Here is a 23548-nt window from a genome sequence, read left to right as displayed (position 1 = left end):
TGCAAGGACGATTTTTGCGAGGCGCGCGACGTTTCGTCCGGCCGTGGCAATTATTTTGCGGCGACGCTCGAGGTCTTGCGCCAACGCCAGGCCAGGATCGAGCCGGCCAGAAGGCAGAACAGCACGCCCAGGCTGACCAGGTTGTTCACCAGGGCGTAGAGGCTGTCATAACGCCGCGCGGCGACCAGGTAATAGGCGTGAAGGCTGAACTGCACGCCTTGCAGCAGCACCGCCACGCCCAGCCAGCGAGTCGCGTGGCGCAGAGCCAGCAGCAGCAGGCCTAGCGCCAGAATCCCATCCAAAAGCAGGTAGACGGCCCGCGTCACTTCCTTGTCGAGCAGGTAGCCCGCCAGGGCGAAGCCGACGGTGATCGCCAGCACCAGCGTCGCGCCACTGCGCTCCGGTCGACCGCCCCATCGCCACGAGGCGAAGCACGTGACCGCAAGAAGCAGCCAGCCGAACAGGACTAATGGTTGCAGGTGCGCAAGCATGTTTTGGGTCTCTAACGTAGATTAGAGACCCAAAGGTATTAAACTATTGCAATGTGCTTTTTGGCGAGACTTAGACAGCCTCGCGAAGGCCGATCTGCTGGGGGAGTTGATCCTCCTTGATGAAGCCGCCCATCCGCGTGCGGATGCCGACGCGCAGGCGCGTCTCGTCCAGCTGGCTGTGCGCTTCGACGATCGCCGTGCGCGCGATCGCCAGAGCCTGGACGGCTTCCGCGAACTTGGCGCTGGCGCCGTTCCCAACCGTCGCCGACAGGCCCAGGTCCTTACGGGCCTGCATCAGCTCGGCCATCATTTCCATGACTTCCACCGTGGCCGCGTCCACCGCGGCTTCGGTCGCATACAGCTTGTTGGCCACACGCTGCGCTACAAAAACCTTTTCCAAACCCGCCTCCTTAACGAAACACTAAGAAGAAAGGTAAATAGAATGTTAACGCAAAAGCAATCATGAAAATGCGCCTTAGCGTTGTTTTGTCGCGCTACTAACCCCCACCCTCGCTCGCCTTGGAAGCGAACCGTTAGGAACCTTGCGGCACACTGTCGCAACATTGATGAATACCTGGACGTGGGATGAGCAGCATCCGCAATCATAGCGGGTACACACACGCACCGCTACAGGCGCGCATCGCTGGCGTGGCGTTGGCCACGACGGTGCTGGCGCTGGTGGCCGCATGCCTGTGCTTCATGCTGCAGCAATGGAGCGTCGCGCGGCAGGAAGCGCGCGCCAATCACGAGATTCTGGCCGAGATGGCCGCCGCCGGCGCCGCCGCGCCGCTAGCCGATCACAACATGGTCGGCGTCTATCGCGCCCTGGAAGCCGTCGCCAAGGCCCCCAGCGTGGCGGGCGTGCGCATCACCGACACCAAGGGGCGCGTCGTCGCCCAACTGGGCGCGGCCAATCCGGCCGACACCGACACCTTGACCCGCCCCATCAAGCTCGCCTCGCAGGATGTCGGCACGCTGGTGCTGCTGGCCGAGCATCCGGGCCTGGGCCAGATCCTGGCCCGCGATCTGGCCCTGACCGGCGCCCTGTTCTTCGGCGCGGCCGGCCTGGCGATTCTCCTGGCCAACAGCCTGGCGCGCCGGCTGGCGCGGCCGATGGAGCGCCTGTCGGAAGCCATGCACGAGACCGCCGTCGGGGGCCGCTTCAAGGCCGTCGAGCAGACCGCCGACGACGATGTCTTCCAGAGCTTGACCGACAGCTTCAACCACCTGGTCTGTCGCCTCGAGGCCAACGACCACGACCTGCGCGGCGCCATGGCCGAACTGGTCAGGGCGCGCGACGACGCCAACGCCGCCAACGTCCTGAAGTCGCACTTCCTGGCCAATATGAGCCACGAGATCCGCACGCCGCTGAACGGCGTCCTGGCCATGGCCGAGCTGATGGCCATGGACAAGATGAGCGACACCCAGCGCGAGCGCCTGAAGGTGATCCGCGAATCAGGCGCGGTGCTGCTGGGCGTGCTGAACGACGTGCTGGACCTCTCCAAGATCGAGGCGGGGCGTCTGGAGATCACCGACCGCCCGTTCGACATCGCCCAGCTGGCCCAGTCGATCCGCGAGACCTACGCGCCCCAGGCCCGCGACAAGGGTCTGGCCTTCGAGGTCGCCGTCGCTCCCGAGGCGCAGGGCCTGTGGCGCGGCGACTCCGACCGCCTGCGCCAGATCCTGGGCAACCTGATCGCCAATGCCCTGAAGTTCACCCTGGAAGGCGCGGTCGCCGTGCGCTTCGCCTCGGCCGAGGACGGCTCGGGCCTGCGCATCGACGTGGCCGACACCGGCATCGGCATCTCGCCCGAGATCCTGCCGCGCCTGTTCGACAAGTTCGTCCAGGCCGACAGCTCGACCACGCGCCGTTTCGGCGGCTCGGGCTTGGGCCTGGCCATCTGCCGCGAGCTGGCGGTGCTGATGGACGGCTCGATCAAGGTCCAGAGCCGCGAGGGTCGCGGTTCGACCTTCACCGTCCTGGTCGCCCTGCCCCGCGAGGAGGCGATCACCGACGTCCACTATATCGACGACGACCACGTCCCCGCGCCGCAAGCCGCGCCGGCCGAGACCGCCCGCCTGCGCGTGCTGGCCGCCGACGACAATCCGACCAACCAGAAGGTCGTCGCCGCCGTCCTGGCTCCGCTCAACGCCGAGGTGACCACGGTCGCCGACGGCCAGGCCTGCATCGAGGCTTGGCGGGCCGGGACGTTCGACATCGTGCTGATGGACATCCACATGCCCGTCATGGACGGCGTCGAGGCCGCCAGGGCCATCCGCGCCCTGGAGGCCGAGCAAGGCCGCGTCCGCACGCCGATCATCGCCGTCACCGCCAACGCCCTGGCCCACCAGGTCGAGGACTATCTGGCCGCCGGCATGGACGGCCACGTGGCCAAGCCGATCGAGGTCACCAAGCTCTATGACGCGATCGAAGCGGCCATGACCGCCGCGCGCGTGGCCCAGGCGGCGTAAAGCGACTCCACCCTTGCGGCGCGCTCTACCGTAATCTTAGGTTGATCCAGGAGTCGCCCATCGGTGACCATGGGACGCACGCCTATGACGAAAGACTTCAGCGCCGCCGCTCCGTCCTCCGCCAAGCCGCCGGTGATCATCCGGCGCGACGACTTCGTCAAACTGGCGGCGGTGGCTGAACGCGTCGCCCAAGGTTCGGCCGCGGCCGAGCTGGTCGATCTGGTGCGCGCCCTTGAGGCCGAGCGACGGGCTCAGGAATGGGAGGCAGAGGACGCCACGATCGCCCTCGGCGTCTATGCTGGCGATGAGCGCGGCTACTTTCGCTGGTGGAACGTGGAGCGGGAAATCCGGATCAAACCGGGCATGCCCGCTTGGAGATTGCTCTGGCAGGACGGGACCCAGGAGATCGCCGTCTTTGACCACCCGCCGGTTTCAGCCGATCAGATGGCCAGGCTGGAGCATCTCGGGATCGCCACGCTGCAATCGACTTACCCGAAAGGCGCGCCATTTCGCTTCCTCCAGGTCAACGATCCCAACATGGGCCACGCCATTCGGGGGCCATTTCTGAGAGCCGACAGCGCCTCCGGTCCTCCGGGCGGGGCCTGGATCGTCTCGGGTCCCGACAGCGGCAGAGTCGCCTGGGCGAAGAACAGCTTCGACGCCCGCTTCATGGCGTCTTGCGTCAACATGGCGATCGAGCTGGAGCAGGAAGTCGCGCGATACGGCTCGGGTGACTACAGCTTCCCCAAGGAGATCGAGAAGAGCGGGCTGCGCGGCGTCATCCGCAGGCTGCGCCAATCCATCGAACCCCAGGAGCGCTGGGAAAACGAGCCGCCGGAAGCGCTACGGGCGATGGGCGTCGAACTGGAGCGGCTGCTCCTCGAATTCCTCGCCGCCAGTCGAACCTTCCGGTTCGGCAAGCCCTTCAGGGATCGAACCTGAAAAAGACGGCGCCCAATATGTTCAACATGAACGGAACATAACGAGCGGCTCAGAACCGCTTCAGGCTGCGCGTGTTTCTCTTAGCTCAACGTCGCTTCCCCCGGAGCGACGGGACAAGTTTCAGAGAGGAACCGAACCAATGAAAAAGATCCTGATCTCGATCGCCGCGGTCTCGGCCCTGTCGGCCGCCGCCGTTCCCGCCATCGCCTCGGCCCAGTCGGTCAACGACCGCCAGGCCATGCTCGACCGCCGCATCGACATCGGCGTGCGCAACGGCTCGCTGAGCCGCGGCGAAGCCTACCGCCTGCGCGCCGAACTGCGCGACACCGAGCGCCTGGAGCGCAAGTATCGTCGCGGCGGCCTGAGCGGTTGGGAGCGCGCCGACCTGGATCGCCGCTTCGACCGCATCAGCGCCCAGATCCGCTACGAGCGCCACGACCGCAACTACGGTTACGGCTACGGCGAGCATCGCGGTCCGAACCGCTGGTAACAGCCTGACCTAAGCCGGCTCCACCCGGAGCCGGCTCTCCAAGACCGTGAAGCCGCGGCCGCGCAACAGAACGCGCGCGCCGCGGCTTTCGCATTCCAGATCCCCGCCCCGGCCCGGATAGGCCTGGTGGAACTTCAGCGGGCTCGCACCAAGCTTCGCCTCGTACAGCGGCGTCAGGATGCAGTGGGCCGAGCCGGTGGCCGGGTCCTCGGGGATGCCGAAGCCCGGCGCGAAGAAGCGGCTGACCACGGCGTAGGGCTGGCCAGGATCGGCCGACGCCACGACCACGGCCTGGCCGGGGCCGCCGGTCGCCTCGCCCTGGATTTTCTTGATCAGGCCAAGGTCGGGCTTCAGGCCGCGCACCGTCGCCTCGCTATCCATCACCGCGATCAGATAGGCCCCGGCCCAGACCTCGACGGGTTGTGCGCCCAACGCCTCGGCCAGCCCCTCCGGGATCTCCGTCCGGCGCGGCGGATCGGCGGGAAAGTCCATCTCCAGCCCTTCATCTGCCCGCCTCACCGTCAGCGGCCCGGACAGGGTGTCGAAGGTCAGGAGCGGAACGTCGACGCCCAGTTCCTCGAACAGGGCGTGCGCCGCCGCCAGGGTGGCGTGGCCACACAGCGGGGCCTCCAGGGCCGGCGTGAACCAGCGCAGGCCATAGCGGGCCGGATCGGCGGTTTTCAGCAGATAGGCCGTCTCGGCCTGGTTGTTCTCGGCCGCCAGGGCCTGCATCCAGGCGGCGGAGGGCCAGGCGTCCAGTGGCTCGACCACACAGGCAGGGTTGCCCCTGAACGGTCCGCTGGCGAAGGCGTCGATGGTCCACTGGCGCATAGCGATCTCCCAAGCTGGACATCGCTGTTATGCGCGCGGAACGCGGGCGGCAAAGGCTTTATTGTCCTCGTGACAATCGCCGCGGAGCTGAAAACCTCGTCCTTCGACAAGCTCAGGATGAGGTTTTCAACGGCACGGCCTCAACATTCGTCCTCATCCTGAGCCTGTCGAAGGACGAGGACGGCTTCTCACCCCTCGACGGTGATCTCGGGCCAGCGCGCCTTGGCCGAGCCGGTGGTGCGCTCCCAGCCACCCGCGCCCTTCACCCGGAGCGGATTGGGCCGCAGGCGCATGGCGAAGAGGTCCTCCAGGCCGAACGGCGCCCAGACGCTCAGGGTGTCATCATCCTCGAGCCGCACCCCGACGCAGAAGGCGGTGGCAACGAAGCGCTTCAGGGCCGCGGCGCTGTCCTCCAGCGGCGGGTAGGGCTCGTCGGCGCCGAACTTCTTCTCGAACCACAGGTGGACGCGGGCCTGGTTCCGCACCTCCACGAGGTCACGCAGCGGCGGCTCGAAAGCGGCGGCGACGCGCTGGATGACCACGTCCTCGGCCTCGTAGCTGGTGTCGCTGTCGTCGTGATAGGCGACGTCGTAGTCCTTGATGCCGTAGGCGGGATCCCGGCCGGTCAGGGCGTTCCAGACCGGTTGATAGACCGCGCCGGAGAAGATCATCCAGTCGGGCAGGTCCAGCTCGCGGACGGTGCGAAGCACCTCCCAAGTCGTGGGCGTGGCGCGGACGATCTCGCGCAGGCGGTCCTCGAGACCTTGTTGGGAAGGTTGAGCGTTCATCGGCGCAGCGTCCAGCCGTGGTCCAGCGGGCCGTGGCCCGCGCCGAAGCCCGGCGCGCGCAGCATGGCCTCGTGGACATAGTTCCAGGCCCGGGCGACGGCGGCGTTCAGCGACAGCCCCTGCGCCAGGCCCGTGGCGCAGGCGCTGGCCAAGGTGCAGCCCGTGCCGTGGGTGTGACGGGTCTCGATCCGCTCGCCCTCGAAGGTGGTTTCGCCGTCGGCCGTCATCAGCACGTCGACGACACGCTCGCCGTCGATATGACCGCCTTTCATCAGCACCGCCTTGGCGCCCATCGCCAACAGGCTCTCGCCGGCCCGGCGCAGGTCGTCGGTGGTCTCGACCGTCAGGCCCGTCAGGGCGGCGGCCTCGGGAGCGTTGGGGGTCAGCAGGGCCGCGCGCGGGATCATCAAGGTCTTGACCGCGCCGATCGCGGCCTCGGCCAGCAGGGCGGCGCCGCCCTTGGCGATCATCACCGGGTCGACGACGACCGGGACGCCGTCTTCCCGCGTTCTTTGGGCGTGATCAATCGCGGCGGCCACGGTCTCGACCACGCCGACATCGCCCAGCATGCCGGTCTTGATCGCGTCGGCGCCGATGTCGTCCAGCACCGCCCGGGCCTGGGCGGCGATCACGTCCAGCGGAATCGGATGGACGCCGGTGACGCCCAGGGTGTTCTGCACCGTAACGGCGGTGATCGCGGTGGCCGCGTAGCCCCCCAGGGCGGTGATGGTCTTGATGTCGGCCTGGATCCCCGCGCCGCCGCCGGAATCCGATCCGGCGATGACGAGGACCCGGCCCAGGGGCGCTGTGAGGGGAACTTGGGACATGGAGGGTGTTTAGGCGGGAATCGGATCACCGGAAACTCCCTTCCCCGTTGATGGAGAAGGGATAGGCCTAAGCCCCCGCGATCGCCGCCTGGACGTCCAGGGCCTGGACCGTCTCGCGCACGTCGTGGACCCGCACCGCCGCCACGCCGGCCGCGGCGCCGGCCAGGTGCGCGGCCAGCGAGCCGCCGAGACGATCCGTGGCCTCGCCCGCCGACGGGTCGAGCCCGGCGATGAAACGCTTGCGGCTGGCCCCCAGCAGGATCGGATAGCCCAGGGCCACGAAGCGCGGCAGGGCCTTCAGCAAAGCAAGATTGTGGGCCACCGTCTTGCCGAAGCCGATGCCCGGATCCAGCCAGATCTTCTCCTTGGCCACGCCGGCGGCCATGGCCGTGAAGGCCCGCGCCAGCAGGAAGGCCTCGACCTCGGCGACCACGTCGCCATAGCGCGGGTCGTCCTGCATGGTTCCCGGCTGACCCAGCATGTGCATGAGGATCACCTCGCAGCCCAGCTCGGCGGCGACCTCGGGCGCCTCGGGCGAGAAACGCAGGGCGGCCACGTCGTTCCAGATGTTCGCCCCGGCCCTGATCGCCGCGCGCGCGACGCCGGGCTTCATCGTGTCGATCGAGATCGGGATATCGCTGGCCCGGCGGATCGCCTCGATGATCGGGACCACGCGCAGGATCTCGTCGAACTCCGAGACCGGGACCGCGCCCGGCCGGGTGCTCTCGCCGCCAATGTCGAGGATGTCGGCGCCCTGGGCGATCAGCCGGCGCGCGTGCTCGATCCCGTCGGCGGCGCCGAGATACTTGCCACCGTCGGAGAAGCTGTCGGGCGTGACGTTGACGATCCCCATCACACGGGGGCGCTGGGCCTGGATCATGGCGCGGTTCTAGCCCTCGCGCGGCCAAGAAAAAAGCCGGCCCTTTCGAGCCGGCTTTGATCGTCCGAGTTCGGTCCGCCTAGGCCGTGACGCTGGCGCCCGCGCCCGGGGACAGCGGCACCAGGGACGGCGCGGAGACCGTCTCCTTGTTGCTCTCGTCCTCGTCGCGCTTGGGGGTCTCGCCCTTCATGACGCCGATGATCTCGTCGCCGCTCAGGGTTTCGAACTCCAGCAGGGCCTTGGCCACGACGTGCAGGTTGTCGAGCTCTTCGGTCAGGATCTTGCGGGCGTCGTCTTCGCCGCTCTTCACCAGGCGGCGGACTTCCTTGTCGATCTTGACCATCGTCTCGGGCGAGACGTTCTGGGTGCGGGCGACCGAATGGCCCAGGAACACCTCGTCCTGGTTGTCGCCATAGGCCACCGTGCCCAGCTCGTCGGAGAAGCCCCAGCGGGTGACCATGTTGCGGGCCAGGCTGGTGGCGGCGCTGATGTCGCTGGACGCGCCCGAGGTGATCTTCTCCTTGCCGAAGATCAGCTCCTCGGCGACCCGGCCAGCCATCATGATGGCCAGGCGCGAGGTCATCATGTCGTAGCTCATCGAGTAGCGGTCGCCCTCGGGCAGCTGCATGACCATGCCCAGGGCCCGGCCGCGCGGCACGATCGTGGCCTTGTGGACCGGATCGGCGACGGGAACGCGCAGGGCCACCAGGGCGTGGCCGCCCTCGTGATAGGCGGTCAGCTTCTTCTCGGCGTCGCTCATGGCCATCGAGCGGCGCTCGGCGCCCATCATGACCTTGTCCTTGGCGGCTTCGAAGTCGTGCATGGTGACCATGCGGCGGTTCTTGCGGGCGGCCAGCAGGGCGCCTTCGTTGACCAGGTTGGCCAGGTCCGCGCCCGAGAAGCCCGGGGTGCCGCGCGCCAGGGTCTTGACGTCGACGTCGGCGGCCAGCGGCACGTTCTTCATGTGCACGCGGATGATCTTTTCGCGACCGGCGACGTCCGGGTTCGGCACCACGACCTGGCGGTCGAAGCGGCCCGGACGCAGCAGCGCGGGGTCCAGCACGTCGGGACGGTTGGTGGCGGCGATCAGGATGATGCCTTCGTTGGCCTCGAAGCCGTCCATCTCGACCAGCAGCTGGTTGAGGGTCTGCTCGCGCTCGTCGTTGCCGCCGCCCAGGCCGGCGCCGCGGTGGCGGCCGACGGCGTCGATTTCGTCGATGAAGATGATGCAGGGCGCGTTCTTCTTGGCCTGCTCGAACATGTCGCGCACGCGGCTGGCGCCGACGCCGACGAACATCTCGACGAAGTCCGAACCGGAGATGGTGAAGAACGGCACGCCCGCCTCACCCGCGACCGCGCGGGCGATCAGGGTCTTACCCGTACCCGGAGGGCCGACCAGCAGGGCGCCCTTGGGGATCTTGCCGCCCAGGCGCTGGAACTTGGCCGGATCCTTCAGGAAGTCGACGACCTCCTGCAGTTCTTCCTTGGCCTCGTCGACGCCGGCGACGTCCTCGAAGGTTATGCGGTTCTTGTTCTCGGTCAGCAGCCGGGCCTTGGACTTGCCGAAGCCCATGGCGCCCTTCGCCCCGCCCTGCATCTGGCGCATGAAGAACAGCCAGACGCCCACGACCAGCAGGATCGGCAGCAGTTGGACCAGGATGGCCAGGAAGCTGATCGAGCCGCTCTTGAACTTCACATCGGCGTTCTTGGCCACCATGCGGTTGACCAGTTCGTCGGAGTTCAGCGGCGCATTGACCGTCAGCACCTTGCCGTCGGCGCCCTTGGCCATGACGGTCTGCCCGGCGATCTCGGCGGACTTGATCTTGCCCGCGTCGACGTCCTTGAGGAGCTGCGAGTAGCTGATCTCGCCGCTGCCCTTGGTGCGGGCGTTCTGACTGACGACGAAAACGCCCGCCAGCACCGCGACGATCACCAGCCAGATGGCCAGGTTCCGGAAATTCATACGCCTCGTCTTCCCAACGAATAGGTTCTTGACCTCCCAAGATAGGAGGTCACGCGCGCTTGCGCCATGGACGTGACATCAGGTCACGGATTCTTGGTCGATCCGGCCGATCGCGGCCTTGAAACGATCCAGAACGAGCGGACGCGCGCGCGCACCTCCTTCGGCTGCAAGGTCCGGGCCGTCAAGCGCGGGGCAATACGGGACCGCGCCGGGACGCATGATCAACGGCAGGCCGGGACGGGCCGGCGCCGGGAGGGCGGAGAGCGCGGCGCGCTGGCGGGGCGAAAGACGGGAGACCCCGCCTTTCAAGGCGCTGACGGTCAGCGGCTCGGCGCCGGCGGCAATTTCCCAGCGACCGTCCCAGACGCTGGTCTGGCCCGCAGCAAGGTCCAGCGGGCCAAGGCCGCCGCGCGCGATTTCGCCGGCGTCGCGGCAGACCATCACCTCCGCATCGGCCTCGATCCGCGCGCCGGAGAGGGTAGCGGTGAAGATTTCACCGGAGCGCAGACGTTGCGCCAACCGCGCCAGCCGTTCGCCCCGGGGCGGTCGCTCTGTCCCGGCGGCGCACAACAGGGCGGCGGCCAGATGGGCGGCGGCGACGTCGCGCGGCAGGCGGATGGTTCCGGCGCGATCGACTTCGAAGGCCGGTGGGCGGCGCGAAACGGCCTCGTCCGCCGCGACCTCGTCGACGCCCGACGCCCTGGCCCGCGCCCGAGCGTAGCGGAGATCCTCGTTGGCGGGATCGTCCAGCCAGGTCTCGCCCTCGGCGGCCAAGGCCTGGCGGATCGCGTCGCGGGTCAGGCCCAGCAGCGGTCGCAGCAGAAAGACGCCTCGCCCCTCCGGCCAGACCGGCGACGGCGCCCATTCGCGGGGGTCGGAAACGGTCGAGCCCTCGGCCCGCATGGCCGCGCCCTCGGCCAGATCGCTGGCGGTGTGGCCCAGCAGCAGGACCTTGGCCCCGGCCTCTCGGGCGGCGGCGGCCAGCAGAGCGTGACGCGCGCGACGGGCGGCGGCGGGGACACCGGCGGAAGGCTTGTCGCCGGTCCAAGCCAGCGCTTTCGCCGCCGCGCCCAGCGCCCGCGCCTTGGCGACGGCCTCGGCGGTCCAGCGCGCGCTGTCCGGCTGAAGCCGGTGATCGACGACGAAGGCGAACACGCGCCGCTCGCCCGCCCAGTCCAGGACCGTCTTCAGCAGAAAGAGAGAATCGCCGCCGCCGGAGAAGCCGACGGCCAGCGGGGTGTCGGAAGTGCGATCGAGCCGCCGGTCGAGGGCGGCTCGAACCGCTTCTACGCGCACTTGGCCGCGACGCGGGTCGAGGCCGCGCGCGAGATGACCTGGGCCGGGGCCTTGGGATAGCGCTTGGTCAGCTCGTCCAGGGTGCGGCAGGCCTCGGTGGTCTTCTTCAGAGCCACCATCGAGCGGGCCAGCTTCAGCGTGGCGTCCGGCGCCCAGCTGGTCTGCGGCCAGCCGCGGATCGCGCCGATATAGGCCCCGGCCGCGTCGGTATAGGCCTCGCGCACGAACAGGGTCTCGCCCTGCCAGTAGCGGGCCTCCGGCGCCTTGGCGCTGTCCGGATAGTTGTTCACATAGGCCGCGAAGGCCTGCTCGGCATTGGCGTAGTCGCCGGCCAGCAGCAGATCCTTGGCCTGCTTGAAGGCCACGGCCGGATCGGCGGGCGGCGCCGGCGGCGGCGGGGCCCCGCCGGCGAGCGCCATTCCCCCGGTTCCTTGGGCGCTGACCTCGGCGGCGGCGGTCTGCATGTCGGCGATCGACTTCTCCAGCGCGGCCAGTCGCTGTTCCAGCAGATCGGCGCGCGCCTTCTGGTCGGCGACGGCGCGATTGGCCTTGGTCAGCTCGAAATTGGCGGCCTCGTTTTGGCCATTCAGCTTGGTCAGGGTCTGTTCCAGGTCGCTGACGCGCTCGTTCAGGGCGGCGATCTGGGCGTCGGTCTCGGCCGGCTGCACGACCACGGGCTTACCAGTGTCGCGGCCCTGGAAGACGATCGACCGCAGCTCGCGGACCACCTTCTCCATGCGCTCGACACGCTTGGCCGAGCGATCGTCCAGCGGATCCTCGACGGGCAGCGGGGTCTGGGCCACGGCCACGGCGGCGGTCGAGGCGAACAGGACGGCGAGCAGAGCGGATTTCAGCTTCATGGCGACCAGTATGTCCAAGTTGCTGACAAAAGTAGGGCGCAAAAAGCCCTCCCCCTTGATGGGGGAGGGTTGGGTGGGGGTGACCAGGGCTTGAACAGCGGAACCGCCGCGTCACCCCCATCCCTGCCCTTCCCCCATCAAGGGGAAGGGTTCCTATTCTTAGCGGGCGCCGTCCGTGATGGCCGTGTGGCCGTTACGGTTCTTGGCCCAGGCCTCTTCGCTCGTGCCGGCGTCGATCGGGCGTTCCTTGCCGAACGAGATCGTCTCGATACGGGCGGCGGCGACGCCTTGGCCGATCAGGAAGTCACGCACGGCGTTGGCGCGGCGGGCGCCGAGCGCCAGGTTGTACTCGCGGGTGCCGCGTTCGTCGGCATTGCCTTCGATGCGGACGCGGACCTGCGGGTAGCGGTTCAGCCACTGAGCCTGACCGGCCAGGACCGGCTGGGCGTCGGCGCGGACCGAATATTCGTCGGTGTCGAAATAGACGCGGTCGCCGACATTGACGACGAAGTCCTGAACCGAACCCGGCAGCACGCCGCTCGACACCGGCGGGGCCGGCGGCGGGGTGTAGGGCTGGCTCGGCGCGGCCGGCGGCGGCTCCGGCGCCGGCGCAACGGGCTGGGGCTTCGGACGCGAAGCGCAGGCGGCGAGCGAGGCGGCAGCCACGCCGACGAGCGCCAGTCTAATGGCGCGCTGGGTGTCGAAGCTCATCCAGTTTCTCCTCAGTCTACGAACTCTGGACCTGATCCATACCTGCGCAACGCTTGGAATGGACCCATGAAATGCCTGACCAAGCCTCACAATGATGTCAGAAGCTCGTCAGACGATGAAGATTCACTTCCGGCGCGAATAGACCAAAGCCGAAACCTCTGCCTTAACGCCTGTGCTCCGCGCAGGTTGCCCGAAGGATGTGTCAATCAGTCCAGCAGCGGCGACCAGGCCGGGTCGGAGCCCGAGCCGCCATAGGCCGCCGGCCGCAGGATCCGGCCGGTGATGTCCACCGTCCACAGCTTGGGATTGCCGGCCGAGCCCTCGCGGAAGAACATCAGAACCCGGCCGTTGGGGGCCCAGGTCGGACCCTCGTCCAGATAGCTGGTGGTCAGCAGACGCTCGTCGCTGCCGTCGGGACGCATGACGCCGATGTGGAACTCGCCGCCCGTCTGCTTGGTGAAGGCGATGAAGTCGCCGCGCGGGCTCCAGACCGGGGTCGTGTAGCGGCCGCCGCCGTACGAGATGCGGCGCACGCCCGAGCCGTCGGTGTTCATCACATAGAGCTGGGCCTGGCCGCCGCGGTCGGAGTTGAAGGCGATCTTGGTCCCGTCCGGCGAGAACGACGGTGAGGTGTCGATGGCCGGGTCGGTGGTGATGCGGGTCGACGAACGGCTGCGCAGGTCCATCAGATAGATGTCGCTGTTGCCGGCCTTTTCGACCGAGAACGCCACCTTGCTGCCGTCCGGCGAGAAGCGCGGGGCGAACACCATGCCCGGGAACTTGCCGACCGTTTCCTGCCGGCTGGTCTCCAGGTTCAGCAGGTAGATCGACGACCCCGTCGGCCGCAGGGCCATATAGGTCAGTTCCTGACTGGTCGACGAGAAGCGCGGCGTCATCACGATGTACGAGCCGTCGGTCAGGTACTGCGGGTTGGCGCCGTCCTGGTCCATGATCGCCAGGCGCTTGACGCGGGCCAGCTTGGGGCCGCTCTCGGCGACGAAGGCCACGCGGGTGTCGAAATAGCCCTTCTCACCGGTCAGCCGCTCATAGACGGCGTCGCTGATCTTGTGGGCCACCCGCCGCCAGTTGTCGGGCGTCGAGGAGAATTGCAGGCCCAGCAGTTGCTGCTGCGAAAAGACGTCCCACAGGCGGAAGTCGACGCGCAGGCCGCCGTCGGGCCCGACCGTGACCTGACCGTTGATCAGGGCCTGGGCTCCCGTCGCCTGCCAGTCGGGGAAGCGCGGCTGGACGTTGACGTCCTGCAGCCTGTCCGGCACGCCCGACACGTTCAGCGGCTGGAACAGGCCCGAACGCTCGAGATTGCCGGTGATGACCTGGGCGATCTCGGCCCCGCGCGTCGTCCCCGAGAAGGCGGGAACCGCGATCGGCAGCGGCTTGACCGCGCCGGCGTTGATGTCGACCTCGATCTGCGCGGCGGCCGGCGTGACGAAAGCCGCGCCGCCCAGCAGGACGGCGGCCATGAGCAAGAGAGCTCTCAGACGCATCGGGGCTTTCAAGCGCATCGAAGTCTCCTTCAAGTTCATTCCGAGCATCAACGCGAACAGGCCTGTTTTGCGTTGAAGTTCAGGGCGATTTTCTGACCGTACAGGTCGGACGGCAGGTAGGCGAACGGCGAAGCCTGCAACAGCGCGCGGACCGCACGGTCGGACTCCGATCGGACGACGGGATCGGACGACGACGAGCCGGGGCTCTGGGGCTGGCCCACGACCCGGCCGCCCGGGCCGATCTCGAACACCACCCGGACGGTGACGGCGGCCACGCCCTCGACGTTGCAGGCCGGGTTCCAGCGGTCCTGGACCTCGCCCTGCAGGCGGCCCAGGGCGGCGGCGGACAGCCCCGTCGCCGCGCCCATGGCCGGGCGGGCCGAGACCGAGGTCTCCGCGCGGGCCGGCCCCTTGGGAGCGTTGGCGGTCGGCTTCCCCGTCGCCTTCTTGGACTTGGCGATCGAGGCTTCCAGCGAGGCGAAGAAGTCGGTGTCCGGCTTCTTCCGCGTCGGGGTCGGCTTGGCCGGCGTGGGCGTGACGGCCGGCTTGGGAACGGGCGTCGGCTTGGGCGGCGGCGCGGGCGCGGGGGTCGGCGTGGGCGCGGGCGTCGGGGCCGGCGGCTGCGGCGTGGCCTCTGGAACCGGATCCGGCGCCTGGGCGGTCTGTTCCTCGGGCGCTTCCTCGGCGGGACGCACATTGGTCGGGCCGTTGGTGACGATGGTCACCGGCACCGACTCGCCGATGGTGATCGGCTTGGACTGCTTCCACGGCAGGCCGAACGCGATCAGCGCCGCCACCGCTCCGTGCAGCGCGATCGAGGCCAGCAGGCCTGGAGAGATCGGGGATTCGCGGCGAGCGCTCATCAAGCTTTCCTGGCCGATCCTACTGGGCCGGGCGCAGTTCGCCCGAGCCCTCCGGCTGGGCGTCCCGGGGAGCCGCGCCCGTGGAGGGGCCGCCCGTCTCGGTGATCAGGTTGATCTTGTTGAAGCCCGCGTTCGACAGACCCGCCATCACCTGGGCGACGACCGCATAGGTCGCCCCGCCGTCGGCGCGGACGAAGATCGGCTTGTCGTAGCCGCTGCCGGCGATCGCGGTCAGGCGCGGGGCCAGGTTCTGGAACGGGATCTCGGTCTCGCCCACGAAGATCTTGCCCTCGCGGTTGATCGACACGGTGATCGGCTCGTCCTGATTCTGCAGGGCGGCGGCTTCGGTCTTGGGCAGTTCCAGCGGCACGCCGGCGCTCAGCAGCGGCGCGCTGATCATGAAGATGATCAGCAGCACCAGCATCACGTCGACCAGCGGGGTGACGTTGATCTCGGACAGCGCCCCGCGCGAGCGGCGGCCGCGACGACGACGGCCCCGGCCGCCGCCGGTCGCGAAGGCGTCATTGGACGACATCGCCATCGGTCTAGACCCGGTCCGACAGGCGACGCTGGATCGCGGTCGACAGATCGTCGGCGAAGCCTTCCAGGCGGCCGGCATACTTGCCCGCGTCGGTCGAGAACTTGTTGTAGGCGATATAGGCCGGGATGGCGGCGATCAGGCCGACGGCCGTGGCGAACAACGCCTCGGCGATCGACGGGGCCACGACGGCCAGCGAGGTGTTCTTCGAGATCGCGATGTTCTGGAAGGCGTGCATGATGCCCCAGACGGTGCCGAACAGGCCGATGAACGGGCTGGCGGTGGCGACGATGGCCAGGCTGCCCAGGCCTTCCTCGACCTTGGCGTTCTCGCGGGCGATCTGGGCGTCCAGGATGCGGTCAATGCGGGCGATCAGGAAACCGGCCTGGTTCTCGCTCATGGCGCCCTTGGTCTTGGCGTCGCGCCATTCCTTCAGCGCCGCCTGCAGCATGCGCGGCAGGGCGTGGCGCGGATTGGCGCCGGCCTCGCCCGCGACGTCCTCCAGCGAACGCCCGCCCGAGACCTGCTCCTCGAAGCGGTCGGCGGCGCGGTTCAGGCCCGTGAAGCGAACCAGCTTGTCCAGAATCACGGCCCACGACCCCAGAGACGCCAGGATCAGGCCGATCATGACGGCCTTTACGACCCAGTCGGCCTGCATGAACAGGGCGAAGAACGAGAAATTCGGGGCGGCTGCCGAGGCGTCCATGCGGGTTATGGCTCCGTTGGGGCGTCTAAAAGTCTTACTACGCGCCGTATGGCATGAAGCGACGCTTGGGTGAAACTATGACAATCGTCGAGCGATCCCGAAAAACGATGTTTGTTTATTCGCCGTCGACCAGGAGCCAGGGCGCCAGCTGGGCCAGCATCTCCGTGGTCGGACGACGCGGACGGCCGTCCAGGGTGATGCAGACCGCCTCGCCCCGGGCCTCGACCAGCACCTCGTCGCCGCGCGTCACCTTCTGGCTGACATAGAGCCGCGCGCCCTTCACCCGGTCATAGGTCGTGCGCACAATCAGCGCGTCATCGATCCGCGCCGAGCGCTTGAAGTCCAGCGTCATGTGGATGATCGCGAACGCCGTGTCGGCCTTGGCTAGCGCCGTGTGCGAGATGCCGACCATCCGGAAGAAGTCGCTGCGCCCACGCTCCATGTAGCGCAGGTAGTTGGCGTGATAGACGATCCCCGAGAAGTCGGTGTCCTCGTAATAGATCCGCACGGGCAGCCGGTGCTCGCGGCCGGAAAACACGCCGGCCGTCGGTTCAGGGGCGGTGGGTTCGGGCGGGGTCGTCATGGGGACTGCTTAGCGTGGGCGGTCTGCGACGTCAGCCCCACAATGTGGCTCAACCCAGGCGTCAGGCGCTGGACATGTTCCCTTTTTGTGCTATCGTTCGAGCCATGAAGATCGAACCTGGCATCTTCGACGAAATCGACGACGACGCCGAAGCGGCCGCCGACGCGCGCGCCGAAGCCGATGTCTTGGCTGGTCGCGTGATCAGCCACGAGGCCGTCAGTCGCTGGCTGGCCTCATTGGCCGAAGGTGATCCGCGACCACCGCCGGAAGTCGGCGATTAGTGCGGCAAGTTATTTGGTCCGCCGAAGCGGTCGCCAATTTCAAGAGCATTTACGGTTACGTCTCGGCGTTCAATGCGCCAGCGGCGGCGCGGCTGGCTCGCAGACTGCAAGCGGCGGCCAATAGCCTGGCCGACCATCCCGAGCGAGGTCGAGAAACTGCCCGTGGACTTCGCGAACTTGCGATCATCCACCCGTATCTGATCCGATATCGGATCCGGGACGACGCCGTGATCATCCTGCGCATCCGCCACGGCGCGCGCCAGGACGACTAACCCCACGCCCTGAAGAGCAGGGTCAAACGTCATCCCCGAACAAACCGCCCTGCCCCGTCGGGGCTGGCGGCGCCTTCAGGCCCAGGTGCAGATAGGCCTTGCCGCAGGCGACGCGGCCGCGGGGGGTGCGCTGGATGAAGCCCTGCTGCATCAGATAGGGCTCGATGACGTCCTCGACGGCGTCGCGGGCCTCGGCGATGGCGTAGGCGATGGTCTCCACCCCGGCCGGGCCGCCGCCATAGTGCTCGATCAGGGCGCGCAGATAGCGGCGGTCGAGACTGTCGAGGCCCACTTCGTCTACTTCAAGCCGGGCGAGCGCCAGGCCGGCGGCCTTGCGGTCGATGACGGCCGCGCCGTCGGCCTCGGCGAAATCGCGGACACGACGCAGCAGGCGGCCCGCGACCCGCGGCGTGCCGCGCGCCCGCTTGGCGATCTCGTCGGCCCCGTCCTCGGACAGCGGCGCGCCCATCTTGCGGGCCGCGCCCAGCAGCACGTGGCGCAGCTCGGCCGGGGTGTAGAACTCCAGCCGGATCGGAATGCCGAAGCGGTCGCGCAGCGGCGTGGCCAGCATCCCCGCCCGCGTCGTCGCCGCCACCAGGGTGAAGGGCGCCAGGTCGATGCGGATCGAGCGCGCCGAGGGTCCCTCGCCGATGACGAGATCCAGCACATGGTCCTCCATGGCCGGATAGAGGATTTCCTCGACGTTCGACGACAGGCGGTGGATCTCGTCGATGAACAGGACGTCGTTCGGCTCGAGATTGGTCAGGATCGCGGCCAGGTCGCCGGGCTTGTTCAGCACCGGGCCGGAGGTGGCGCGGAAATTCACCCCCAGTTCGCGGGCGATGATCTGGGCCAGGGTAGTCTTGCCCAGGCCCGGCGGGCCGAACAGCAGCACGTGGTCCAGGGACTCGGCCCGGCCCTTGGCGGCCTCGATGAAGATGCGCAGATTGCCCTTGGCCTGCTCCTGGCCGACGAACTCGGCCAGGGTTTGCGGGCGCAGAGCGCGGTCGGCGCTGGGCAGGGTTTCGCCGGCCTGCGCTTCTCCTGAAATAATACGGGTCATCGGCGCATCTTCTCCCTTCCCCCTTGATGGGGGAAGGGTCGGGGATGGGGGTGACTACGGCGGTTCGGCTGCGACGAGCGCTTGTGGCCAAGGCCGCGACACCCCCATCCCAACCCTTCCCCCATCAAGGGGGAAGGGCTTTGCACCGCGCTCACCGCCCCAACTCCTGCAGGCCCGCCTTGATCAGCGCCTGAACGGTCGCCTCTTCGCCCAGGCGATCGGCGGCGGCCTCCACCACGCGGCGGGCGTTCACCTCGGCGACGCCCAGGCCCATCAGGGCGGCGACGGCGTCGCCGGTGGGCGCGGGCTTGGCGGGCGCGGCGGTCGCGCCCGAGGCCGGGGCGGCTGTCAGCACCGGCCCGTCGGTGATCGGCTTGTCCTTCAGCTCGGTGACGATGCGCAAAGCCAGCTTGGGCCCGACACCATTGGCCCGGCCGACAGCGGCCTTGTCCTCGCGGGCGACCGCCGAGGCCAGCTCGGCCGGCGACAGCACGTCCAGCACCGCCATGGCGGCCTTGGGCCCGACGCCCTGGATGGCCTGCAGCAGCACGAAGGCCTTGCGATCCTCGCGCGTGGCGAAGCCGTAGAGCCTAAGGCCCGCGCTCTCGCTCCACTGGCTCTCGATGTGCAGCAAGGTCTCCTCGCCCAGGGCCGGCAGGCGCTGGAGCGTGCGGTGGCCGCAGCGGACGACGTAGCCGACGCCCATGACGTCGATCAGGGCCTCTTCCTCGCCGACCTCGGCGACGGCGCCCCGCAATCTTCCGATCATGCGACCCTCCGATTGGCGACGCGCAGATTGGCGTGGGTGATGGCGACGGCCAGGGCGTCGGCGCAGTCGGCCGTGGTCTTGCCCGCCGTGGGCAGCAGGCGCGCGATCATGAAGCCAATCTGGGCCTTGTCGGCCGCGCCGGTGCCGACCACCGCCTTCTTGACCAGACGCGTGGAATATTCAGCGACCAGCAGCCCGGCGCGGGCCGGGGCGATCAGGGCGGCGGCGCGGGCGTGGCCCAGCTTCAGCGTCGACTGGGCGTTGGTGTTGAGGAACACCTCCTCGACCGCCGCCTCGTCGGGCTTGTGCTGCTCGATCACCGCGCAGATGCCTTCGAACAGGTGCAGCAGCCGCTGGGCGAAGTCGGCCTTCTCGTCGGGGACGATCACCCCGTGGGCGACATGGCTCATGCGCGAGCCCTCGACCGTCAGCACGCCCCAGCCGGTGCGGCGCAGACCGGGATCGAGCCCCAGGATTCGGATAGGCGTGCGATTCGCGTTCATCATGTGTTCTCGCACCATCGCCTTTTCCCGGCCCCACGAAAAGCCAGTCCTTTGCTAACGAGGCGTTAACAGCGGCCCTTGCGCGCCGGGCGCTGGCGGGCTCTCCTCACGCTCAAGTTCATTGGGGAGAGTACGGATGAAACGGTCGGTGTGGATGGCGGGCGCCTTTTTGGCCCTGGCGACGACGGCGAGCGCGCAGGTCGCCGAACCGCCCAAGACCGTCCGCCCCGACCAGATGGCCTTCCGCGACCTCTACAAGGAGTTGGTCGAGATCAACACCACCCTGTCGGTCGGCTCCTGCACCCAAGCGGCCGAGGCCATGGGCGCGCGGCTGAAGGCGGCGGGTTTCCCGGCCGAGGACGTCAAGGTCGTGGTCGCCGACGGCCATCCCAGGGAGGGCAGCCTGGTGGCGATCTTGCGCGGGACCGATCCGAAGTCGAAGCCCATGCTGCTGCTGGCCCATATCGACGTGGTCGAGGCCAACCGCGCCGACTGGACCCGCGACCCGTTCAAGCTGGTCGAGGAGAACGGCTACTTCTTCGGGCGCGGCACGTCGGACGACAAGGCCCAGGCGGCCATCTGGGTCGACAGCCTGGTCCGCCTGAAGCAGGCCGGCTTCAAGCCCAGGCGCGACATCAAGATGGCCCTGACCTGCGGCGAGGAGAGCGAGGCCTATAACGGCATCGAGGACCTGGTGAAGAACCACCGGCCGCTGGTCGACGCCGAATTCGCCCTGAACGAGGGCGCCGACGGCCTGCTGAACGAGCACGACAAGCCGGTGGTGCTGGAGGTCCAGGGCGGCGAGAAGGTCTATCAGGACTTCACCCTGACGGTGACCAATCCGGGCGGCCATTCCAGCCGCCCCGTCCCGGCCAACGCCATCTACCAGCTGTCGGCGGGCCTGGACCGGATCGGCGCCTATGGCTTCCCGCCGCGCTTCAACGACGCCACGCGCGGCTACTTCACCAAGATGCAGGCCCGCGTGCCGGCCGAGCAGGCGGCGGCGATGAAGGCGCTGGTCGCCAATATCAACGATCCCGCCGCCCTGAAGACGGTGACCGCCGACCCGATGTGGAACTCGATGCTGCGCACCACCTGCGTGGCCACGATGGTCAATGCCGGACACGCGCCCAACGCCCTGCCCCAGCGCGCCACGGCCAACGTCAACTGCCGCATCCTGCCGGGCACGCCGGTCGAGGAGGTCCGGACCAAGCTGGCCGAACTGGCGGGCGCGCCCGTCGCCGTGACTCTGGCCCACGAGCCCAACAGCGTCTCGCCGCCGCCGCCCCTGACGCCGGCCATCATGGGCCCGATCGAGAAGGAAGCCGCCAAGCTGTGGCCCGGCGTTCCGATCGTGCCGATCCTGCTGACCGGCGCCACCGACGGCGTCCATACCAACGCCGGCGGCATCCCGACCTATGGCGTCTCGGGCCTGTTCGGCGGCTCGGACGGCGACGGCATCCACGGCCTGAACGAGCGCATGCGGGTCAAGTCGCTCTATGACGGCCGCGACTTCCTCTACGCCCTGATCAAGGACTACGCGGGCGGGAAATAGACGCCCTTCGCCTCTGGAACCGTCGCCCGATCTCCCTATCTCCGCTCCAGCGTAAAGGGAGACGGACGATGGTCGAGACATCGGACGACGGCATCCTGGCCGAGTACATGGTCAGCTACTGGTCGATGAAGCACGAGAAGCTCGACCGACCGACCAAGCTTCTCGAGACCCTCTACATAACCGAGCGCTACCAGGCCGGCGAAAATCTTCGCGAAGCGCGGTCGGCCTATGATCACGCGGTCTGGAACGGCGTGCCGGTGGGCGAGATGGATCGCCGCCTGGCCGAGCTCGACCAGTTCATGCGCGAGCTGGTCCGCGAACGCGCCGCCCAGTGGCGCCAGCCACACTAGGAAGCCGGGGCGAGACTCAAGCCGCCTCCACCGCGCTCCAGCCGAACAGGCCGCCCAGGATCAGGCGCTTGACGGCGGCGACGTCGAGGCCTGTGCAGACCTCGGCGTTGGGCGCGCCGTCGATGCGGTCGACGCGGCCCAGGCGCTGGCCGTCGACGACCACCCGCAGGCGCGCGGGCGTGAAGCTGAAGAGCTCGGGCGCGATCAGGCTGGCGGCCGCCACCGAGTCGTGCGGCCGGCAGCCTTCGCCGCCCCAGACCTGCCGGTGGAAGGCGATATAGGGCCCGGCCGCCTTGATCAGGCGCTGGGACAAAGGCGAGCCGCAGCAGGCCGCGCCCTTGGCCAGGTCCTCGGCGGTGACTGACACCTGGTGCGTGACGTCCATCGGCATCAGGCGCGGCATGACCCGGCCCTCCAGCGTGCGCTGCAGGGCCTCCGGGTCGCTCCAGCTGTTGAAGTCGGCGCCGCCGGCCGCCTTGCCGGCCACCTCGAAGGCGCCGGCCATGATCGTCGGCCGCCAGTCGCGGAAGGCGGCGGGGTCCTCCAGCAGGCCCTTGGCCAGGTTGGTCAGAGGCCCGAGGAACAGGCCGCTGACCTTACGGCGGGCGGCGAAGGCCAGGAAGTTGGCCGAATGGCCGCGCTCCAGCTCGGGCAGCTTCCAGCGCTGCGAGAAGCCCGCGCCGTTCAGGCCGTCGACCCCATGAGCCGGACGCATCCGCTCGACCCGGCGGCGAGCCAGGCCAGAGCCGGCGCCGATATAGACCTCGGCCCCACAGCCGGCGAGCCGCAGCACGCCCCGGGCGTTGGCGGCGGCCTGGTCGACATAGGTGTTGCCGAACACGGCCGAGACCGAGACCACGTCCACGGCCTGTCGCGCGCGGGCCAGAAGCGTCAGCGCCAGGGCGTCGTCCACGCCGCAATCGGTGTCGATGTGAACCCGCAGGACCATGTCCGCAGTCTAGCCGCGCCCCATGACGAGGAGAAGGGTGGCGGAGCGCGGTGAGCGCGCTATCCCGCCAGGTACCGGTCCAAATTCCGCTTCACCCGCGCCATCACCGGCTCATCGGCCGCCGGGCGCTGGAACGCCTGGCCGGTGATCGTCTCGAACGCCTCGATATAGACGTCCGAGGTCTGCCGGATCAGGTCCGTGGGGATCTCCGGGATCGGGTCTTTGTAGGGATCGCAGCGCTGGGCCACCCAGGCGCGGACGAAGTCCTTGTCGAAGCTGTCGGGGCGCTCGCCCGCCGCGAACCTGGCGTCGTAGGTCGCCGCCTTCCAGAAGCGGCTGCTGTCGGGGGTGTGGATCTCGTCGGCCAGGACGATGGCGCCGTCGGCGTCGAGGCCGAACTCGTACTTGGTGTCGGCCAGGATCAGCCCGCGCTCGGCGGCCAGGGCCTGGCCGCGCGCGAACAGGGCCAGGGCGTAGGCGCTGAGCTGGTCCCACTGGTCGGCCGTCAGCAGGCCCTGTTCCAGGATCTGGGCGGGCGACAGCGGCGCGTCATGGTCGCCGTCGGCGGCCTTGCTGGTGGGGGTCAGGATCGGCTCGGGCAGGCGCTGGTTGGCGCGCAGGCCGTCGGGCAGGCGCACGCCATACATTTCGCGCTCGCCCTTGTTGTAGAGCGTCAGGATCGAGGTCGAGGTGGTCCCGGCCAGATAGCCGCGCACCACCAGTTCGACCGGCAGCATCTCCAAACGCCGGCCGATCAGCACGTTCGGGTCCGGATAGGCCAGGACGTGGTTGGGGCAGATATCGGCGGTGGCGTCGAACCAGTAGCGCGCCGTCTGGGTCAGCACCTGGCCCTTGTACGGCACGGCGCACAGGATGCGGTCGAAGGCGCTGAGGCGGTCGGACGCCACGATCACCCGGCGGCCGTCCGGCAGGTCGTAATTGTCCCGCACCTTGCCGCGATAGTGGTTGGGCAGGCCGGGCAGGTCGACTTCAGCCAGGGCGTTCGGGGCGGAAAAGGTCACCGGGGCCTCGGTCGCTAGAAATACTGGAAGTAAGAAGG

General features: G+C 68.6%; 26 protein-coding genes and 1 pseudogene. 7 read left to right on the top strand and 20 right to left on the bottom strand.

Annotated elements, in window-relative coordinates:
* Window positions 1-50: 50 nt before the first annotated feature.
* Window positions 51-491, bottom strand: coding sequence for a hypothetical protein (locus AC1RJ9_RS06450; protein WP_492836904.1), 441 nt, complete (start codon window positions 489-491; stop codon window positions 51-53).
* A gap of 70 nt (window positions 492-561) precedes the next feature.
* Window positions 562-891 carry a hypothetical protein gene (locus AC1RJ9_RS06445; protein WP_492836903.1) on the bottom strand — a complete coding sequence of 110 codons (330 nt, stop codon included), beginning with the start codon at window positions 889-891 and terminating at the stop codon, window positions 562-564.
* Window positions 892-1057: 166 nt separating this feature from the next.
* Here AC1RJ9_RS06445 and AC1RJ9_RS06440 point away from each other — a divergent pair.
* From AC1RJ9_RS06440 to AC1RJ9_RS06430, 3 genes and pseudogenes are all read left to right on the top strand, one after another.
* Window positions 1058-2963 (top strand): annotated as a pseudogene (locus AC1RJ9_RS06440) (ATP-binding protein).
* Window positions 2964-3047: 84 nt separating this feature from the next.
* Window positions 3048-3905: a hypothetical protein gene (locus AC1RJ9_RS06435; protein ID WP_492836902.1), complete on the top strand. Its 858-nt coding sequence runs from the start codon at window positions 3048-3050 to the stop codon at window positions 3903-3905.
* A 139-nt stretch (window positions 3906-4044) separates the two neighbouring features.
* Window positions 4045-4395, top strand: a complete 351-nt coding sequence (locus AC1RJ9_RS06430) for a hypothetical protein (RefSeq protein WP_492836901.1) — start codon at window positions 4045-4047, stop codon at window positions 4393-4395.
* A gap of 9 nt (window positions 4396-4404) precedes the next feature.
* Here AC1RJ9_RS06430 and AC1RJ9_RS06425 read toward each other — a convergent pair whose 3' ends face one another.
* From AC1RJ9_RS06425 to ybgC, 13 genes are all read right to left on the bottom strand, one after another.
* The gene (locus AC1RJ9_RS06425) at window positions 4405-5226 is read right to left on the bottom strand and encodes a PhzF family phenazine biosynthesis protein (protein WP_492836900.1); all 822 of its coding nucleotides are present in this window, start codon (window positions 5224-5226) and stop codon (window positions 4405-4407) included.
* A 188-nt stretch (window positions 5227-5414) separates the two neighbouring features.
* Complete coding sequence (locus AC1RJ9_RS06420) at window positions 5415-6014, bottom strand: nucleotidyltransferase family protein (protein WP_492836899.1); 600 nt, start codon at window positions 6012-6014, stop codon at window positions 5415-5417.
* A complete protein-coding gene (thiD, locus tag AC1RJ9_RS06415; protein ID WP_492836898.1) occupies window positions 6011-6841 on the bottom strand; it encodes a bifunctional hydroxymethylpyrimidine kinase/phosphomethylpyrimidine kinase in 831 nt (276 codons plus the stop codon). Before thiD ends, AC1RJ9_RS06420 begins: the two co-directional genes overlap by 4 nt.
* A gap of 67 nt (window positions 6842-6908) precedes the next feature.
* Window positions 6909-7721: a dihydropteroate synthase gene (gene folP / locus AC1RJ9_RS06410; protein ID WP_492836897.1), complete on the bottom strand. Its 813-nt coding sequence runs from the start codon at window positions 7719-7721 to the stop codon at window positions 6909-6911.
* Between the two features lie 79 nt (window positions 7722-7800).
* On the bottom strand, window positions 7801-9684 hold the full coding sequence (ftsH, locus tag AC1RJ9_RS06405) for an ATP-dependent zinc metalloprotease FtsH (RefSeq protein WP_492836896.1): 1884 nt from the start codon (window positions 9682-9684) through the stop codon (window positions 7801-7803).
* A 78-nt stretch (window positions 9685-9762) separates the two neighbouring features.
* Window positions 9763-10980: a tRNA lysidine(34) synthetase TilS gene (tilS, locus tag AC1RJ9_RS06400; protein ID WP_492836895.1), complete on the bottom strand. Its 1218-nt coding sequence runs from the start codon at window positions 10978-10980 to the stop codon at window positions 9763-9765.
* A complete protein-coding gene (gene ybgF / locus AC1RJ9_RS06395; RefSeq protein WP_492836894.1) occupies window positions 10971-11840 on the bottom strand; it encodes a tol-pal system protein YbgF in 870 nt (289 codons plus the stop codon). Before ybgF ends, tilS begins: the two co-directional genes overlap by 10 nt.
* 159 nt (window positions 11841-11999) lie before the next feature.
* Complete coding sequence (pal, locus tag AC1RJ9_RS06390) at window positions 12000-12566, bottom strand: peptidoglycan-associated lipoprotein Pal (protein ID WP_492836929.1); 567 nt, start codon at window positions 12564-12566, stop codon at window positions 12000-12002.
* A gap of 191 nt (window positions 12567-12757) precedes the next feature.
* The gene (gene tolB, locus AC1RJ9_RS06385) at window positions 12758-14056 is read right to left on the bottom strand and encodes a Tol-Pal system beta propeller repeat protein TolB (RefSeq protein WP_492836928.1); all 1299 of its coding nucleotides are present in this window, start codon (window positions 14054-14056) and stop codon (window positions 12758-12760) included.
* 47 nt (window positions 14057-14103) lie between these two features.
* Window positions 14104-14919 (bottom strand): cell envelope integrity protein TolA, encoded by an 816-nt coding sequence (gene tolA, locus AC1RJ9_RS06380; protein WP_492836893.1) that lies wholly within the window; start codon window positions 14917-14919, stop codon window positions 14104-14106.
* A 19-nt stretch (window positions 14920-14938) separates the two neighbouring features.
* A complete protein-coding gene (locus AC1RJ9_RS06375; RefSeq protein WP_492836892.1) occupies window positions 14939-15460 on the bottom strand; it encodes an ExbD/TolR family protein in 522 nt (173 codons plus the stop codon).
* A gap of 4 nt (window positions 15461-15464) precedes the next feature.
* Window positions 15465-16163, bottom strand: a complete 699-nt coding sequence (gene tolQ, locus AC1RJ9_RS06370; RefSeq protein WP_099581245.1) for a protein TolQ — start codon at window positions 16161-16163, stop codon at window positions 15465-15467.
* A gap of 115 nt (window positions 16164-16278) precedes the next feature.
* Complete coding sequence (ybgC, locus tag AC1RJ9_RS06365) at window positions 16279-16746, bottom strand: tol-pal system-associated acyl-CoA thioesterase (protein WP_492836891.1); 468 nt, start codon at window positions 16744-16746, stop codon at window positions 16279-16281.
* Between the two features lie 104 nt (window positions 16747-16850).
* Between ybgC and AC1RJ9_RS06360 the strand changes: the two genes are divergently transcribed.
* Both AC1RJ9_RS06360 and AC1RJ9_RS06355 read left to right on the top strand, forming a co-directional pair.
* Window positions 16851-17027, top strand: a complete 177-nt coding sequence (locus tag AC1RJ9_RS06360; protein ID WP_492836890.1) for a CopG family transcriptional regulator — start codon at window positions 16851-16853, stop codon at window positions 17025-17027.
* On the top strand, window positions 17027-17299 hold the full coding sequence (locus AC1RJ9_RS06355; protein WP_492836889.1) for a type II toxin-antitoxin system RelE/ParE family toxin: 273 nt from the start codon (window positions 17027-17029) through the stop codon (window positions 17297-17299). Before AC1RJ9_RS06360 ends, AC1RJ9_RS06355 begins: the two co-directional genes overlap by 1 nt.
* A gap of 22 nt (window positions 17300-17321) precedes the next feature.
* On the opposite strand, the gene ruvB is transcribed toward AC1RJ9_RS06355, so the two are convergent.
* The 3 genes from ruvB to ruvC all read right to left on the bottom strand — a co-directional run bounded on the left by ruvB (window position 17322) and on the right by ruvC (window position 19649).
* Complete coding sequence (ruvB, locus tag AC1RJ9_RS06350; RefSeq protein WP_492836888.1) at window positions 17322-18362, bottom strand: Holliday junction branch migration DNA helicase RuvB; 1041 nt, start codon at window positions 18360-18362, stop codon at window positions 17322-17324.
* 151 nt (window positions 18363-18513) lie between these two features.
* Window positions 18514-19131, bottom strand: a complete 618-nt coding sequence (gene ruvA / locus AC1RJ9_RS06345) for a Holliday junction branch migration protein RuvA (RefSeq protein WP_492836887.1) — start codon at window positions 19129-19131, stop codon at window positions 18514-18516.
* Window positions 19128-19649 carry a crossover junction endodeoxyribonuclease RuvC gene (gene ruvC, locus AC1RJ9_RS06340; protein ID WP_199170735.1) on the bottom strand — a complete coding sequence of 174 codons (522 nt, stop codon included), beginning with the start codon at window positions 19647-19649 and terminating at the stop codon, window positions 19128-19130. The genes ruvA and ruvC overlap by 4 nt, the downstream gene beginning before the upstream one ends.
* 121 nt (window positions 19650-19770) lie before the next feature.
* Here ruvC and AC1RJ9_RS06335 point away from each other — a divergent pair, with 121 nt between their 5' ends.
* Both AC1RJ9_RS06335 and AC1RJ9_RS06330 read left to right on the top strand, forming a co-directional pair.
* Complete coding sequence (locus AC1RJ9_RS06335) at window positions 19771-21189, top strand: M20/M25/M40 family metallo-hydrolase (protein WP_492836886.1); 1419 nt, start codon at window positions 19771-19773, stop codon at window positions 21187-21189.
* 68 nt (window positions 21190-21257) lie between these two features.
* Window positions 21258-21539 carry a hypothetical protein gene (locus tag AC1RJ9_RS06330; protein ID WP_492836885.1) on the top strand — a complete coding sequence of 94 codons (282 nt, stop codon included), beginning with the start codon at window positions 21258-21260 and terminating at the stop codon, window positions 21537-21539.
* Between the two features lie 16 nt (window positions 21540-21555).
* On the opposite strand, the gene AC1RJ9_RS06325 is transcribed toward AC1RJ9_RS06330, so the two are convergent.
* Both AC1RJ9_RS06325 and AC1RJ9_RS06320 read right to left on the bottom strand, forming a co-directional pair.
* Window positions 21556-22488 (bottom strand): nucleoside hydrolase, encoded by a 933-nt coding sequence (locus AC1RJ9_RS06325; RefSeq protein WP_492836884.1) that lies wholly within the window; start codon window positions 22486-22488, stop codon window positions 21556-21558.
* A gap of 59 nt (window positions 22489-22547) precedes the next feature.
* Window positions 22548-23510, bottom strand: a complete 963-nt coding sequence (locus AC1RJ9_RS06320) for a phosphoribosylaminoimidazolesuccinocarboxamide synthase (RefSeq protein ID WP_492836883.1) — start codon at window positions 23508-23510, stop codon at window positions 22548-22550.
* Between the last annotated feature and the right edge of the window lie 38 nt (window positions 23511-23548).

The organism is Caulobacter sp. GW822-FHT07D08 (genome assembly GCF_058798735.1).
Note: the sequence above shows the minus strand (reverse complement) of the source record. Positions and strands in the feature narration are given on the sequence as shown.

What these genes read in the sequence shown, in the direction of transcription:
- AC1RJ9_RS06450 (WP_492836904.1), bottom strand. Translation starts at nt 491, where the DNA reads ATGCTTGCGCACCTGCAACCATTAGTCCTGTTCGGCTGGCTGCTTCTT.
- AC1RJ9_RS06435 (WP_492836902.1), top strand. Translation starts at nt 3,048, where the DNA reads ATGACGAAAGACTTCAGCGCCGCCGCTCCGTCCTCCGCCAAGCCGCCG.
- AC1RJ9_RS06430 (WP_492836901.1), top strand. Translation starts at nt 4,045, where the DNA reads ATGAAAAAGATCCTGATCTCGATCGCCGCGGTCTCGGCCCTGTCGGCC.
- AC1RJ9_RS06425 (WP_492836900.1), bottom strand. Translation starts at nt 5,226, where the DNA reads ATGCGCCAGTGGACCATCGACGCCTTCGCCAGCGGACCGTTCAGGGGC.
- AC1RJ9_RS06420 (WP_492836899.1), bottom strand. Translation starts at nt 6,014, where the DNA reads ATGAACGCTCAACCTTCCCAACAAGGTCTCGAGGACCGCCTGCGCGAG.
- thiD (WP_492836898.1), bottom strand. Translation starts at nt 6,841, where the DNA reads ATGTCCCAAGTTCCCCTCACAGCGCCCCTGGGCCGGGTCCTCGTCATC.
- folP (WP_492836897.1), bottom strand. Translation starts at nt 7,721, where the DNA reads ATGATCCAGGCCCAGCGCCCCCGTGTGATGGGGATCGTCAACGTCACG.
- ftsH (WP_492836896.1), bottom strand. Translation starts at nt 9,684, where the DNA reads ATGAATTTCCGGAACCTGGCCATCTGGCTGGTGATCGTCGCGGTGCTG.
- ybgF (WP_492836894.1), bottom strand. Translation starts at nt 11,840, where the DNA reads ATGAAGCTGAAATCCGCTCTGCTCGCCGTCCTGTTCGCCTCGACCGCC.
- tolB (WP_492836928.1), bottom strand. Translation starts at nt 14,056, where the DNA reads ATGCGTCTGAGAGCTCTCTTGCTCATGGCCGCCGTCCTGCTGGGCGGC.
- tolA (WP_492836893.1), bottom strand. Translation starts at nt 14,919, where the DNA reads ATGAGCGCTCGCCGCGAATCCCCGATCTCTCCAGGCCTGCTGGCCTCG.
- AC1RJ9_RS06375 (WP_492836892.1), bottom strand. Translation starts at nt 15,460, where the DNA reads ATGGCGATGTCGTCCAATGACGCCTTCGCGACCGGCGGCGGCCGGGGC.
- tolQ (WP_099581245.1), bottom strand. Translation starts at nt 16,163, where the DNA reads ATGGACGCCTCGGCAGCCGCCCCGAATTTCTCGTTCTTCGCCCTGTTC.
- ybgC (WP_492836891.1), bottom strand. Translation starts at nt 16,746, where the DNA reads ATGACGACCCCGCCCGAACCCACCGCCCCTGAACCGACGGCCGGCGTG.
- AC1RJ9_RS06360 (WP_492836890.1), top strand. Translation starts at nt 16,851, where the DNA reads ATGAAGATCGAACCTGGCATCTTCGACGAAATCGACGACGACGCCGAA.
- ruvB (WP_492836888.1), bottom strand. Translation starts at nt 18,362, where the DNA reads ATGACCCGTATTATTTCAGGAGAAGCGCAGGCCGGCGAAACCCTGCCC.
- ruvA (WP_492836887.1), bottom strand. Translation starts at nt 19,131, where the DNA reads ATGATCGGAAGATTGCGGGGCGCCGTCGCCGAGGTCGGCGAGGAAGAG.
- AC1RJ9_RS06335 (WP_492836886.1), top strand. Translation starts at nt 19,771, where the DNA reads ATGAAACGGTCGGTGTGGATGGCGGGCGCCTTTTTGGCCCTGGCGACG.
- AC1RJ9_RS06330 (WP_492836885.1), top strand. Translation starts at nt 21,258, where the DNA reads ATGGTCGAGACATCGGACGACGGCATCCTGGCCGAGTACATGGTCAGC.
- AC1RJ9_RS06325 (WP_492836884.1), bottom strand. Translation starts at nt 22,488, where the DNA reads ATGGTCCTGCGGGTTCACATCGACACCGATTGCGGCGTGGACGACGCC.